This is a genomic window from Flagellimonas sp. MMG031, assembly GCF_040112705.1.
Taxonomy (GTDB): Bacteria; Bacteroidota; Bacteroidia; order Flavobacteriales; family Flavobacteriaceae; genus Flagellimonas.
Map to the genome: position 1 here is coordinate 3,205,873 of NZ_CP157804.1, position 14,327 is coordinate 3,220,199.

At 38.8% G+C, this 14,327-nt stretch carries 12 protein-coding genes; 4 read left to right on the plus strand and 8 right to left on the minus strand.

The genetic code is table 11. The features are described from left to right. Positions 1–66 precede the first annotated feature (66 nt). The 8 genes from ABNE31_RS14480 to ABNE31_RS14515 form a co-directional block, all read right to left on the minus strand. The gene (locus ABNE31_RS14480) at positions 67–1,233 is read right to left on the minus strand and encodes an amidohydrolase family protein (RefSeq protein WP_349351631.1); all 1,167 of its coding nucleotides are present in this window, start codon (positions 1,231–1,233) and stop codon (positions 67–69) included. 682 nt (positions 1,234–1,915) lie between these two features. Beyond that, positions 1,916–2,347 carry a hypothetical protein gene (locus tag ABNE31_RS14485; protein WP_349351632.1) on the minus strand — a complete coding sequence of 144 codons (432 nt, stop codon included), beginning with the start codon at positions 2,345–2,347 and terminating at the stop codon, positions 1,916–1,918. A 547-nt stretch (positions 2,348–2,894) separates the two neighbouring features. Continuing rightward, on the minus strand, positions 2,895–3,728 hold the full coding sequence (locus ABNE31_RS14490; RefSeq protein ID WP_349351633.1) for a methylated-DNA--[protein]-cysteine S-methyltransferase: 834 nt from the start codon (positions 3,726–3,728) through the stop codon (positions 2,895–2,897). Between the two features lie 367 nt (positions 3,729–4,095). Beyond that, entirely contained in the window at positions 4,096–4,614 is a 519-nt protein-coding gene (locus tag ABNE31_RS14495) for a GNAT family N-acetyltransferase (RefSeq protein ID WP_349351634.1), read from the minus strand. Positions 4,615–4,668: 54 nt separating this feature from the next. Next, positions 4,669–5,604: an MBL fold metallo-hydrolase gene (locus ABNE31_RS14500; RefSeq protein ID WP_349351635.1), complete on the minus strand. Its 936-nt coding sequence runs from the start codon at positions 5,602–5,604 to the stop codon at positions 4,669–4,671. Positions 5,605–5,631: 27 nt separating this feature from the next. Then, a complete protein-coding gene (locus ABNE31_RS14505) occupies positions 5,632–6,399 on the minus strand; it encodes an AraC family transcriptional regulator (RefSeq protein WP_349351636.1) in 768 nt (255 codons plus the stop codon). Positions 6,400–6,422: 23 nt separating this feature from the next. Beyond that, complete coding sequence (locus ABNE31_RS14510) at positions 6,423–6,953, minus strand: GNAT family N-acetyltransferase (protein WP_349351637.1); 531 nt, start codon at positions 6,951–6,953, stop codon at positions 6,423–6,425. Positions 6,954–7,122: 169 nt separating this feature from the next. Then, the gene (locus ABNE31_RS14515) at positions 7,123–8,559 is read right to left on the minus strand and encodes an aminotransferase class V-fold PLP-dependent enzyme (protein ID WP_349351638.1); all 1,437 of its coding nucleotides are present in this window, start codon (positions 8,557–8,559) and stop codon (positions 7,123–7,125) included. Between the two features lie 408 nt (positions 8,560–8,967). Here ABNE31_RS14515 and ABNE31_RS14520 point away from each other — a divergent pair, with 408 nt between their 5' ends. The 4 genes from ABNE31_RS14520 (at position 8,968) to ABNE31_RS14535 (ending at position 14,248) form a co-directional block, all read left to right on the plus strand. Beyond that, on the plus strand, positions 8,968–9,612 hold the full coding sequence (locus ABNE31_RS14520; protein WP_349351639.1) for a nitroreductase family protein: 645 nt from the start codon (positions 8,968–8,970) through the stop codon (positions 9,610–9,612). Between the two features lie 855 nt (positions 9,613–10,467). Beyond that, positions 10,468–10,623, plus strand: coding sequence for a hypothetical protein (locus ABNE31_RS14525; RefSeq protein ID WP_349351640.1), 156 nt, complete (start codon positions 10,468–10,470; stop codon positions 10,621–10,623). A gap of 241 nt (positions 10,624–10,864) precedes the next feature. Then, the gene (locus ABNE31_RS14530; RefSeq protein ID WP_349351641.1) at positions 10,865–11,497 is read left to right on the plus strand and encodes a LysE family translocator; all 633 of its coding nucleotides are present in this window, start codon (positions 10,865–10,867) and stop codon (positions 11,495–11,497) included. Between the two features lie 1,527 nt (positions 11,498–13,024). Then, positions 13,025–14,248, plus strand: coding sequence for a DUF4856 domain-containing protein (locus ABNE31_RS14535; RefSeq protein WP_349351642.1), 1,224 nt, complete (start codon positions 13,025–13,027; stop codon positions 14,246–14,248). Positions 14,249–14,327: the final 79 nt, after the last annotated feature.

The window sequence follows — 14,327 nt, forward strand, 5'->3', positions numbered from 1 at the left end:
CCTAAAATATTTCCTTACCTACCCTAGAATTAAATACTGGCAATGCAGCCACCTGTTGCGTATGTCTTATTCCACAGAAGTAAAGACCTGACCATCCTTCATGACAAAAACTACATTTTCCATACTTTCATAAAACTTTGTCCCGATGTCTCCTTTGACTGCAATGATATCAGCTTTTGCACCTTTCTTGAGCACTCCAAGCTTGCCCTCTTTTCCGAGCTGTTTGGCAGAAAGATAGGTAGCTGCCCTTAGGATGTCCATGGGTGCCATACCTGATTCATAATAGGCCTTGAACATATCCCTGGATGAGACACCTCTAGGCACATTTATTTCCGTGTAATTGTCCGACCCGGCAATAATGGTAACCCCAATTTTAAGTGCTTTTTGCAATCTTTCACTCATTGCTGTACTGTACCGTTCTATCCATTGGTCATCATCTTGGCCATATCCGGCCAGTTTACTGTACAACTCCATATAATCGCTACTGTTTTCAGTAGGTACAAGAAAAACATCGTTTTCCGCCATCATGGTCAATGTGGAATCAGAAACATTAAATCCGTGTTCAATCCCGTCAACTCCGGCATGAATCGCTTGCCTTGCCGATATATCGGTAACGGAGTGCGCGGTCACTTTCAGGCCATACGCATGTGCCGTCTTCACAATGGCCTGCATCTCCTCCAAAGAAAGAACGGTTTTGTTCGGTAAATTATCAGCGCAAATTTTGATCAGGTCGACCCCTTGATTCACATGCTCCTGAACGGCCAATTCCGCATCTTCCACACCCCGAACGATGCGATACTCTTCAGAAATCAGATCTTGATGTTTTGGGACCACCCCATAAATCTGACCACCAGGAGCCGACAGAATGGGCCCCGATGCGAAAATGCGGGGTCCAATGATGGTCCCTTCATCGATGGCATTCCTTAAGGCCACGTCCAAGAATAGCCCGGAATTGCCTAAATCCTTTATACTGGTTATTCCCACGTCGAGATAAGATTTGGCCCTCTTGGACCCTCGAAGTACTCTCAAGGCACTATTTTCGGTGGTCAGGGTAACCATGGAATGTTCCGCAAAATCCCTATCTGCAGCTTGAGAGAAAAGCACGTGGGTATGGGCATCTATCAATCCTGGCAAAACGGTATATCCAGTAAGGTCTATCAAGTTGCCATCCGTCATATGGTTCACGCTGGTGTCCAGGATTCCCGTGATAGTGCCATTTTCCACAACAATCATCCTATTCTTAAGTAGTTTGTTTTGTTCACTATCATAAAAAATCCCGGCCTTTATATAGGTTTTTGCCTGCTGACCAAAAAGGAACGATGCAAAAAACAACATTAAACAAGTACAATAATATTTACACATACAATTTATATTTACTAGAATTAGAACAATGTACAGGGCCTATTTAGTCCAGTGCTTATATTCGTCAAAACTGTCTCCACTGCTTTGAGGTTCCAAGATCACCATAAATTTTAAATTTACTGCTTGTTCAGGCCTAAATCGGTGTTTTACTTTGGGTGGTACGTAAATCCCGTTTGCCCTTCCTATTACGATGACTTCATATTTGATTTCAAAAGTTACACTCCCTTAAAAACCCTGACAACTTTTGGGTATCATTATGATGGGTTTTTTCTTTTGTTTCATTGGTGGCATGATTTCTTCGATTACACTCAAACTTTCCAGTGTAACTGAATGCCTTGTGCCACCATTATGTTCCCAATTTAAACTTGTTTTTTGAAACAGTGCCTATGAGCAATTGAGCTGGTTTGCACGCAATAGTCAGTACGGACAAGACCGTAAACCCTAGTGAATTTTAATAAGCGATGTCCTAAGCGTGCCGAAAGATAAGCGGGAACCTGTCTGCCGGTTATACAGGCAAGCAATTATCTAAAGCTATACCTGTTGTTCGGAGGTTTTATAATCTATGCTTTCTCCAAATTTCTTCGGCTTCGGTTTTTCTTTGATTTGCAACTCCAAGGAATGTTTCGAATCGAATTATTTTCCAACTTCCATGTTTCTTGTCAATAATAAATCGAATACTGCCTATTTTAGGCTCCTTTTCAAAAGTTACTTGATAACGGGTTTTTGATTTTTTTTCAATAATCTCTCTTTTGGCATAGGCCACATTTGAATACCGAGGAGGTTGTCTAAAATTTAACCCAGAATGCGTTCGGTTCTGTTTCCCGTAACAATATTGACTGAATAACTTGTTAAAATCTTCAATGAAACCATTTTCTTTATAGTCAAGGTCGTTACATCCCTTTACTTCCAATTGGTCTGCTTTTTTTGCAAATTCCTGGCAAATTTGAACAATTTGATTTTCTTCTTGTTCCATTCTAATTTTCATTTCATTCGGTTTACAACTGGTCAGCCCTATACTGATGATTAAGTAAATCACTAAATTTGTTAATCTCATTTCGTTCCTGAAGATATACCTAACTAATCCATGATCGTGCATGCGGGCACTTAGGACAAATGATTGCATAAATCCATTTCCAATTCAGGGGTAACCACCTCAACTGAAAACCATATTTGTACATTGGCACTAAAAAAGGAGCTTCTGCACGATTCCTTGCTTCAGAGCTTTTTTGTAAAATTTCATTTTCAGACCAATAATATAAATGACAGCTAATAACAGAATTACTACCGATTAACTGATTGGTAAAAGCATCCATTTGAAAAAGGGTTTATTATAATTCCTATATATTATAAAACGTACTTTATCTTTTATTAAGTTGCTCAGCTATAAGTATTTATTTTTGAATGTTGATTGGTCTATCAAACTATATCAACAAAAGGACAGCCACACCAGAATACCAAACAACTATCTTAATGTGCCGGACTCCATACTTTCCTATTGTGTAAAGCACTCATTGTTCCGCCGCAGGCGATTGCTATTTACTCCAACTAATTTTTTGTGCCGCCTCCCAACCGATTAAGGCTGTTTTCTTATCACTTCCCCATTTGTATTCCCCGAATTCACCTGTTGATTTGATTGCCCTATGACATGGTATCAAGAACGCAATAGGGTTATTGCCAATCGCAGAGCCTACAACTCTTGAGGCTTTAGGTTTTCCGACCATGGAAGCAATATGACCATAAGTTGTAAGGCTGCCCTCTGGAATTTTTATCAGTGTTTCCCATACTTTTAATTGGAAAGGCGTACCTTTTAAATGCAGTTTGACTTCACTTAACTCATTCCAGTTGAGTGAAAAGATCAAAAGTGCATTTTTATGGAACTCATTCTGATTTTCCCTGAATGTGGCTTTGGGAAACTCTTGCTTTAATCCGTGTAAATCCACATCTTGGGATTGGATAAATGATATATAACATACTCCTTTTGTAGTGGACCCAATCAATACTTCACCAAAGGGGGTTCCGGCAAAACTATAATCTATAAGAAGTGACTCTCCTCCATTCTTATAATCCCCTGGAGTCATCGCTTCAATATTGATAAAAAGATCATATAACCTGCCTGTACTGGACAACCCAGTTTCATATGTGGCCTGTGCAATGGATACGTCACTATTCTTTAGGATTTTCTTGGCATAGGAGATGTTCAAAAATTGAAGAAACTTTTTGGGGCTGATTCCCGCCCATTCTTTGAATATCCGTTGAAAGTGAAATGAACTTAAATGAACTTGCCCAGCAACTTCATCTAAACTAGGTTGCTCTTTAAAGTGTGCTCGGATATAACCAATGGCCTGTTCGATTCTTTTGTAATCCATATGCCTTTTTTCCTCCATTTTGAACTTACTTTATTTTAAAATTATTGATAGCAACCGACATGGACCAACCGTTTCTTGCGGAATTGCTGGCATAAGGATAATAGGATTGGCAAATCAAGACCAAGAACATACAATGCACTTATTTAAAAGGCCCTTCGTCTTGTCCCTGCAATATCCAAAATTAACCTCATTGGATCCGATAAAATCGATGCAAAGGTATCTTTGGTAAATTCATTTCTCAAATTTTCCTTTTTAGAGTTCCCTATTCAAAAATCAGTTGATTTTCACCTACGGGTACTAAAAATATCCCATCCTAATTTTTTTAATAGTGATATAATTGTTGATAAGACTTAATCACTCCTTTCCTTTAATTATTTTCATTGGTTTCACTTATTTCCTTTAATCTATAGTATGCTAGTAACTCTCCGTTTTTATTATGGTTCCTTACAAAGGAAAAACCTAGTTTGTTCAAAAGATGAATTGACCTCTCATTAGCGGGTTTCACAATGGCAATGATGTTTTCATACATTTGAAAGGGCTTAATTTTTTCTAGGAAGGCCTCACAGGCCTCACTTGCATATCCCTTTTTTTGAAATTCTGGGAGCATAGCAAAACCAAAGTCTGGATACTTTTCGTCCTTTCTTTTTAGAAAAGTGATGATGCCTAAGGACACTCGGGATTTCTTCAATTCAAAAACATGGTATGAACGATTAGGGTCTTCTGATATATTGGTAATGAAATCCATGGCGTCTGTAACATTATTAATATTACGTTCACCAATGAATCTTTTCCATCCTTCAGTGTTTACCAATTTATGGATGAAGCCTGCATCCATAATATGAATTGGCCTGATTTCCAATCGCTCTGTATTCAAGGTTATTTCCACGTGTTCCAATATATTTTCATTCAAACAAATATCATCAAATAGCCAAGAATAAGATTATTGTTCATGCCCATAAATGATGTTCAAATTGGGGAACATCTGGTTGAATTTGATAAGTTGACTTAAACTGTTTTCAGCAGCTTTTCGGTTGTCGACCCAACCTGGCTCTATGCTATTTTCAAATCCATATCTGGTGTGGCTGGCATCGCCTGTTAAAAGTATTGGACCCTCCTGTGACATCAGCAGATACGACAGATGGCCCTTTGAATGGCCAGGTGTATGGATTCCCAATAGTGACCCATCCCCAAAAAAATCCATTACGTTTTCGAACGGAGGTTTGGTGACCCCTTTTGACCAATCCAATTCGTTTAGTTCTGACGCATTAGTAAAGTGCTTGTGATGATACAGCAACGGAATGTCTAAAACCCTTTCATCTTTTCCCACATATTTCGGAAGTGAGGAATCAAGTTCGGGCAAGCCAGCCGTATGATCTCCATGCAGATGGGTGAAAAATATTCCATTAATCCTTTTTCCTTCACTTCGTAATTGGGAGGCTATATTTTGACCCTTCCTTTGTTTTGATACTAGGATATAGTTACTGGCCAACAAGCCCTTTATATTTCCATTGTCTTGAAATGTACTGTCCAATCCCGTGTCGATGATATACCACCCCTTTTCTTGGTGGTGGAACATGAAGACATAAACATCTACCCATGAATGTTCTTTCAATGAATGATCGTTCTCCAGCTTGTCCGTGTTCAACATTCCATCCAGTGGAACTTTCACAGAACCCGTATTTAAGATTTTAAATTGATCGATCAAAGCATCGGAATTCATTATTTCCTTCCAAGGTTTGCTATCTATTTCGGTATTTGGAAGTTGATAGGTAGTTCGATTCGCGTTCGTCGACGTACTGAAAATAACCGTTGCACTGGAAGCAATCACTATCAAGGACACGAATATGACTACCCATATTTTTTTTGTTTTACTCACAACATTGTCGTTTTTGCAAAGCTAGAATCACTCAGGAAATGAAACTTGAATGAATTTGCTGTTCTTAGTCAGCAACGAAGGTGGTACGCCAATCATTTTCGTAAACGTTCGAGTTAAATGTGCTTGATCGCTAAAGCCAGCCTCATAGGCAGCAGTAGTTAGGGATTCGCCGTTCAAAATCAACTCCAATACGATCTGTAGCCTATACCATAGGATGAAATTTCGGATAGGTAAACCTTTGATTTCTTTGAATAGATGAATCAATCGACTTTCACTCAAGTGAGCCACCTTCATGAGTTGTTGTGTGGTAATTTCTTGTTCGATATTTCCTTTGATAAAATCCACGACTTCTTGAATACGAGGCTCCATGGTATTGTTTTCGATGATACCTTTAAAATCAAAAGTTTTGTAGATATCTTGCCGAATTCCAGCCCAATCTTCAATATCAATGTATTCTAGAATTTTTTCTATATCCAAGTTTGGGAAATGCTCTGAGTGATATTCAATGACATGTTTATTCTTTAACTGATTGCCATTTATCCATTCACCCAAATTGGAGTGCGGATCGATTTCCAGGCTTAATATTTCCACTTGATTTGCGTCACACTCATGGATTTGATTTGGTGCGATGAGCAACCCTTTTTGTGATACCCATTCCCCGTTTTTGCCCTTTGATCGAAATAAGCCCTCGACCGCAATGACCAATTGTATCATTGGATGGCTGTGTTCAACCACCGAACGCGAATGGCTTCCATGGAAAAGACGCATATCCTTCCATAATATAAAATGATTCATAGTATCGAATTAAGTGCCATTGACTAAATATCCTTTCCCCTAAATATAAGCAGTTGGTCGTTTTTAAGCCATTTATCATTTGCCAGGACTACCGATGTCTCGATTTGCCTTTCAGGAACAGACCAATAGGTGTTCAGCAAATAATCCTTTTCATCTGTTCCTACGACACTAAATCCATGTTTTTCGTAAAATGAGATAGCCCAAGTAGCATCTTTCCAAGTACCAATCAGCACGGGCTTATCAGATAGTTCTTGTAAATGGTTCAATAGTTTGCCACCTATGCCCTTTTGCCTTTCTTTTGTTCTGACATAGGCATGTCGAATTAAGGTTACATTGTCTTTAAACTGGATGCCCATCACGCCCAATATGATATTGTTCTCTACATAGTTCCAAAATTCAATTCCATCGGAAAATTGGGATTCCAATTCTTCCTTTGACATATAAGGTTCCGTCCATCTATCCTGAGGTATAATACCCTTATAAGCCAAAGAAGCATCATTTATAATCTCATGGATTGTATTGAAGTCTCTTGCTAATTCACTTTTGATTATCATTATATGAGTAATTTACATTCTATTATTTATGATTGGGAAACGCATAATTACCACTCATTTGGGTTATTCATATTAATCTTTTTCCAATTCAATCTTTCTGGAGCACTGGCGTTTTAAGTCATTCACGTGAGAGATGTGGTCTCAAAAACGTTGTAGCCCTTGATCTTTATTATACCTGATTTACAGTAATCCTATAAGAAGCGGCTTCCCGATTTAACTCCTCTATTAATTCCTCTATTTCAACCTCGGTTGTGTTGTAGTTGGTAATACAAGCTCTAAATGTTGGAATCCCATCAATGGGATAGAGCGATAACCAAGATGTACCGTTTTTAAGAATATTGTCCATGATATACTGGGTGATATGCATATCATTTACAAATTCTTCTCTTGTGAAGCAGACCACTGGTAAAACGGTGTCGTTCATGATGCTCCACCCTTCCTCTCTCAATCGCCTTTTGAGGTATCTACCCATCTCAGCCTGATGATTGATGATTTGCTCATAACCTTTCCAACCATATAGCAGCAGGGACAGATAAACCTTTAATCCTATAAATCTTCTTGACCATTGAATGGAACGTGTAAAGGGTTGGGCGACCTTTAGCCCATCGTCATCTTTTGGCATGTATGGTGTTGAAATCCCAAAAGTATTTTCAAGGATATCATCGTGCTGTGTTAAAAAAATACTTGTCCCCATGGGCACCGACATCCATTTGTGGGCATCAAAAGTTATCGAATCAGACTTTTCTATACCGCCTAAATACGGTTTTAATTCCGAACTTAGTACGGCCCCACCTCCATAGGCGGCATCCACATGGAACCATATATCATACCTTTGGCAAATGTCGCTGAGCTTATGTAGATTGTCAATGGTGCCAGTCCCGGTTGTTCCGGCAGTCCCAATGACCATAAGTGGTGCATATACCTCGTAATCAAGCTTTTTCAACTCCTGTTCCAATAGAATCGTGTCCAGTTTTGATTCGCCCGTAATCGGAATCGATTTTATCAGTTTAGTCCCCAAACCTACAATCTTGACCGCCTTTTGAATAGAATGATGAGCCTCTTTCGAACAAAAGATGACCGGTTTTTTATCCATTCCAATTAAACCCTCTTCGGTTATGTTGGGGTATCTATGATTCAATGCACAAAGTAATGCCGTAAGGTTTGCCTCGGCACCACCGGATGTGAAAACCCCATCGGTCTGTTCCTTCTTGTACCCAAATTTGTCAGAAAACTCCCTTATCAGTAAATCCTCTACTTCAACGGCAAAAGGTGCATGGCTCCAACCCGCAAGTTGAGGATTATAGGTTGCCGTAATTAAATCGGCTAAAATGCCCGCAAAGTTAGATCGTGGATTAAACAAACCAAAGTATTTGGGATGCGGTGTATGCACCGCATAGGTTTCAAGGCCATTGATTACATGATCAATCGCCTTTTCAGGTTGAGTGCCAAACTCCAATTCTTCTTGTAACAATAATCCTCTTATGGCATCAATATTGAGATCAGGATTGGTTTTTAGGCTTTTGGTATCACTATAGAAGTTCTCTAGCTTTTCAAAAACCCGCTCTAGTATTTTTTCTCTTTCGGTTTTATTAAAATCAAACTGCATTTCGATTCTTTGGTGTTTCAAATACAATATTCATGACAGTCAAGAATATATCAAACCCGATTCTTGCGGTTTTATTCATTGTTACGGAGGATTCATAGGGTTAGCTATCTCTCAAATGGTTAACCTAGCTAAATCTGGACACGCAGAATGGCCTTGACGAGGAAGATCATAAAGGTCGAAATGCTTTCGGACTTTTGAATGGTTGACCTGAAATTGATAATTTACCATAACCAAGCGATATTTGTCCGCTTTTGAAATTACACTTTCCTTTATATCCATTTTATCAACTCCTAAAATCTTTAATATTTCTATGACCCAGTGATTGTTTAATATTGTAAATCCATGTTTTCAAAGAAAATAATGTGATACTCTTTTAAATAGGTCACAGAAAACAAAACATTTAATTCTATGGATATTCTCAAAGCGTTGGAATGGCGTTACGCGACAAAAAAGTTCAGAAAGGGTAAAAGTTTGGAAAAATCCAAGTTGGACATCATCTTAAAAGCAGCAAATCTGGCACCTACATCATCTGGTCTACAGCCATTCCATGTTGTTTTGATATCGGATAAGAATCTTAAAACCAAAATACTCCCAATATTCCGTAATCAAATCCAAGTTTCAGATTGTTCACACCTATTGATTTTTGCAGTTTGGGACGATTATACCAAGGAACGAATCAATGAAGTCTACAAAAGAATAAAAGAAGCTAGGGGAGACGACCATAAATTACTTAAAGGATATATGGATCGTATTACTTATCTGTACACACGAAGAAGTTCGGAAATCAACTTTAACCATGCCGCCAGGCAAGCATATATATCCTTGGGGTTTTGCATGGAAACAGCTGCTTTGCTCAAGGTTGACGCTGCGCCCATAGAAAACTTTGACAATAGTACATTGGACAAGGCTTTGGGCTTAAATCTCAAAAACTTAAAGAGTATGGTCGCCCTATGCCTTGGGTACAGGGATACTGATAACGATTGGTTGGTTAACATGAAAAAGGTGAGGAAACCTGACAAGGATTTTGTCATTGAAATTGATGCTATTTCTTAATCGATTTTAAATTCCTGGAAATACCATAGTACCCTTGATATTCTCGAAGTAACTCATATATCATAAACCATAAAATCATACACGTCCCATATATCGGAAGTAGCACAAAATCATCAAAAAAAGGAAGACGCTCCAGGTAACATAAGTTAATGCTATGCCTGCGGCCTTTGTTTTATCGCTACTGGGTTTGTGTCTTGTTGGTATTTAAGGTTCAGAATGAATATAATTGATACTTATAACCAACAAGCAATTAAATTATTAGGCTGTTTACAAATTGCTGTGGATTTCCAACAAAACAAAGAGTTCACTGTTCGACGGTGCCCCCAATCAGCTTCTTGCGGTAATGTATTTTCAGCTGCAACTTAGTGTTGGCCGTTATTCTTCTTCCGACTCCAACTGTCCATCGACTTTCGTATTCAGTTTTTAATCCCTTTTCCGTTTCCGAGACCATCTCAGAATTGAGCATTCCATAATATTCTCCAACATTAAGCCGTTGCCCTTGAAATGGGAAATCAATACCAAATCTATATCGAAACCCAATCGTGAAGCGTTCTTTCCTAAATCGATTTTCGACACGAAACCTGTGACCATATTTGATGATTTCCCTTTGAACTGAAGCCTTCCCTAAAAATAAAAAGGAAACCGATATTTAATAAACCATTTGAATTAAACACTACGGGCGACAAAATATATAGCTCATAGCTAATCAGTTTCTTAATCGATGTTTAGGCGTATTTGGAATGTCCCCAATTTTTTAAATTTGCCTATATTGATAACAGAAGAGTAAATATGGAAATTTTAAAATCTGACTTATGCCCAACTTAAAATTAACCGCTAACTTAAACGAAACGAGCCATGTACAAACACGTTGGAGCACTTTTGGCTAAAGCTTACTTTTGTTGCTACGTGCTGCGCACTTCCACCCTAAAAGAAATGTACTCCAACGACCCACTAAACCAAATTATAGCCCTTACCTACCTATCGAGGGAAAACCAAGTTTGGAGCAATTAAACAAAACCCCGAGGTGCGCCAACAGTGGCTAAAAGTGATATGGCCACGAAATTTTTATTCCCCATACCTCTAAAACGACAAGATACGGCAGCTACGCGACCTTCTTGGCAAACAATGTAACAAGACAAACCGGAAGCACCCTTCTTTCAACATTGTAACACGATTTCGCTATATTTCCATAAAAATCCCGGAACTACGTTTAGCGGGTCATTGGCAACAATTAAACCAAACTAAGAAAATTATGTTCGGAATAATAAACTTTGAGGCTTTTTTAATAGCGGGATTAATAATGAATTTAACACCGGGAGCTGATACAATGTATATTCTTGGAAGAAGCATTGCTCAAGGAAAAAAGGCTGGTATTTTATCTGTATTGGGAATATCGACTGGAGCAATTTTTCATATCATTTTTGCAACTTTAGGATTATCGATCATACTTGCTAAATCTGCAACAGCTTTTGTAATAGTAAAATATTTGGGAGCAGTTTATTTGATATTTTTAGGACTTAAAACGATATTTAAAAAACCAGATGGAAAATTTGAATTGAGTACTGAAAGTGAAATAGTGAATTATAGAAAAATTTACTTATCCGGAGTTCTAACCAATATTCTGAATCCTAAAGTAGCAATATTTTTTCTTGCATTTTTACCACAATTTATTGACCCAAATTATGTGCAAAGTTCACTTCCATTTTTAATCCTTGGAATTACATTTTTACTTACAGGAACAATTTGGTGTTTCATTTTAGCTTTATTTGCTTCAAAACTATCTGACCGAATAAGAAAAAATTACAAAATAAAAATGTGGTTGGACAAAATAACTGGCGGAATTTTTGTAGCTCTTGGAATAAAATTAGCATTAATGAAAAAATAACTGTTAACAGGCTAGAGTTTATATTTATGGCGACTTTTGGTTGTATCAAAATTTCAGTTCCATTTCGCGCATTTACTTCAAAAATGACAGATTGAAAAAAATATAAAATGAAACAAAAGCCTTTGTTTTTGGAGATTTTGGAAATGAAAGTCCAATCAAGCTAATCAAAATTATTCACACGCATTACATCCAATCGGCATAAACCTTGCATTATCAAGCAAACTGAATGTTCTTAGTTATCCTTTTAAAATTGTTCAATGAAAACCAATCTATTATACGTCTTCAAACGAATTAGGACTGGCCCGGTCCAAAGTTAAGTCATAGTTTCAACTTTTGAATTTGATGCTCTTTCCTTCTTTTGAGCATCGTTCTTTTCTTTATCAATTTACGGTTTTGTTATCTTTAGACCAAGTTCAGTCCACTTTTAGTTGAAGATTTACAGTTCTATATGGCTTTCATAGGCCAATTTGCCCAACATCTTGCTAATGAACTCACTTCCATTAACCACTTTGACACGTCTTGGTAGTACTTCGTTCCCAAAAGTAATGGCTTCCATTATCTGTATACCTAGACGACATCACTTCCCTTGATGATTTTCCCGCATGGATTGCCAAAACCTCACGGCTATATTATCCACTACAGTTAAAGACTTGAACAGCTCTCGCTTCACAACTGGTCAGGGACAAAATCCATTCCCCAAAATTCGTTAAGACTAAAACCGTACCCTCGGCGGGTGGGCTGTGTGCCGCAGAACCGTGCCGTTTTGGGCCGCTTGCTCTTCAAGTTCAACCATTACTGAAAATAAACCCGGTACATGTGTTTGTGGTTGCGTATGAAACCCTCCGTTTTTAAAAGGATATTGATGCGCCAAAAGTCTTATCGTGTCCTGACGGCGGCAGTCTCGCTTATTTTCATCCGCAACAGTTCATCACTACGGCCCTCGATCCTGAAATAGAAAACGTTCTTGTCCAGCAATACCAGCTAGCAAAAACGCTGGATGGAAATATTGTACTCCATCCTTATCTTATATGGCTTCCCACGCTTTCAAGACAGCCTCAGAACCTTTTTTAAGCACCTCCTACAGAATCTGATTGCCCTTGCTCAGGTCGGTGACCAGCTTCTTCAACTGTGCAATCTCCTCCTCCAAGTTCTTCAAACTCCGAAGTTGGGAGACACCCAGCCCGCCATATTTCTTTTTCCAGTTGTATAACCTGATCTAGCTGATGTCCATCTTGCTGCATCCCTCTTGCATATCGGCACCCATCTCCACTTGTTTGATCTCAAATACTATTTACAATTCCGTGTACTTATATCGTCTCTTAAGCAAATATTTGTTTAAAGTTAAATATTTATTCGCCCGGATTCTCTGGTTTTATACTGTTTGGTTTAACGGAAGGAGGTAAAAGGAATGAAGATACAAAAAACTCTATCTTCACCAATCTATTTGTAATAAGTCTAAATAAATTTGGGATATTGGGAAACGGAAAATATATTTGTTAAAATTATTAATATTAAATCTAAATAAAAATGATTTCAAGACAAATAATGGGGGCTGTTATGATTCTTACCGTATTAAGTTCCTGCTCCAACGACAGTTCCAATGAGGTGGATCCAATAATAGCCATCGACAATCCTGAGACCTACGTTTTTGATCGAAATGGTGAAAGTTCCGTTTATTTTGGGGGACAGACAACCCGAATTTTGATGTCCGAGGAAATCATTGCCAAGCTAATGGATGAGACCACAACGGCTGAAATCCTCAATAGCATGTATGCCCATGAAGAGGCAGGGGCCGACTTTACAAATGCCGACCTGAACGCTTCCAACAAAAACCTCAAGGGTAAAACCGCTGCATCATTTGATTTCTACTCCAACAATGCAACCGATCAGGCTTTGATCAGGGCGGATTTCGAAAATTGGATTCAGGTCCAGGTCGATGAAGTGTACCCTAACTGGAATACGGCGGCCTCTGCAGGGGTAGCCGGGCAAATTGCTGATGGTTCTTCCACCAGATACGTTACGGGAAAAGGATTGGAGATGAATCAATTGTTCAATAAATCATTGATCGGGGCCTTGATGGTCGACCAAATTTTGAACAACTATATCAGTGATGGGTATTTGGATGCAGGGAACCAAAAGTCGGACAATGATGATGAGATCTTGGAAGATGGGAGTAACTATACCACCATGGAACACTATTGGGATGAGGCATATGGTTATGCTTTTGGTACATCACAAAATCTGGCCGATCCACTGCCCACGATAGGGGAGGACGATAATTTTCTGAACAAATATATTGGACGTGTAGAAAGCGATGATGATTTTGCAGGAATTGCGGATGAGATCTATCAAGCGTTCAAGTTGGGCCGTGCGGCCATAGTGGCAAAGGATTACGAAGTAAGGGATGATCAGGCCCAGGTCCTTCGCCAACTCATTTCCGAAATTATCGGGATCAGGGCCGTGTATTACCTACAACAGGGGAAAAATGCCCTGGAACAGGAAACCCCTGACTACGGTGCTGCATTTCATGACCTGTCCGAAGGATATGGCTTTGTTTACAGTCTACAGTTTACTCGAGTTCCCAACTCAAACGAACCCTATTTCAATAAAGCCGAAGTGGATGCCTTGCTTGAGGATCTTCTTGATGACGGAGCTAACGGATTATGGGACGTGACGCCGGAAACCCTGGATACTCTTTCCATATCGATTGCCGAAAGGTTTGAATTCACATTGGAACAGGCGGCCGATTAACATGTATTGGAAATGTTGGACGACGGTGGATATTGGTGAAATTCCGGTTCATTGACTATCTTCGTCCAATATTTAATTG

What these genes read in the sequence shown, in the direction of transcription:
- ABNE31_RS14480 (WP_349351631.1), bottom strand. Translation starts at nt 1,233, where the DNA reads ATGATTGTTGTGGAAAATGGCACTATCACGGGAATCCTGGACACCAGC.
- ABNE31_RS14485 (WP_349351632.1), bottom strand. Translation starts at nt 2,347, where the DNA reads ATGAAAATTAGAATGGAACAAGAAGAAAATCAAATTGTTCAAATTTGC.
- ABNE31_RS14490 (WP_349351633.1), bottom strand. Translation starts at nt 3,728, where the DNA reads ATGGATTACAAAAGAATCGAACAGGCCATTGGTTATATCCGAGCACAC.
- ABNE31_RS14505 (WP_349351636.1), bottom strand. Translation starts at nt 6,399, where the DNA reads ATGAATCATTTTATATTATGGAAGGATATGCGTCTTTTCCATGGAAGC.
- ABNE31_RS14510 (WP_349351637.1), bottom strand. Translation starts at nt 6,953, where the DNA reads ATGATAATCAAAAGTGAATTAGCAAGAGACTTCAATACAATCCATGAG.
- ABNE31_RS14515 (WP_349351638.1), bottom strand. Translation starts at nt 8,559, where the DNA reads ATGCAGTTTGATTTTAATAAAACCGAAAGAGAAAAAATACTAGAGCGG.
- ABNE31_RS14520 (WP_349351639.1), top strand. Translation starts at nt 8,968, where the DNA reads ATGGATATTCTCAAAGCGTTGGAATGGCGTTACGCGACAAAAAAGTTC.
- ABNE31_RS14525 (WP_349351640.1), top strand. Translation starts at nt 10,468, where the DNA reads ATGTACAAACACGTTGGAGCACTTTTGGCTAAAGCTTACTTTTGTTGC.
- ABNE31_RS14530 (WP_349351641.1), top strand. Translation starts at nt 10,865, where the DNA reads ATGTTCGGAATAATAAACTTTGAGGCTTTTTTAATAGCGGGATTAATA.
- ABNE31_RS14535 (WP_349351642.1), top strand. Translation starts at nt 13,025, where the DNA reads ATGATTTCAAGACAAATAATGGGGGCTGTTATGATTCTTACCGTATTA.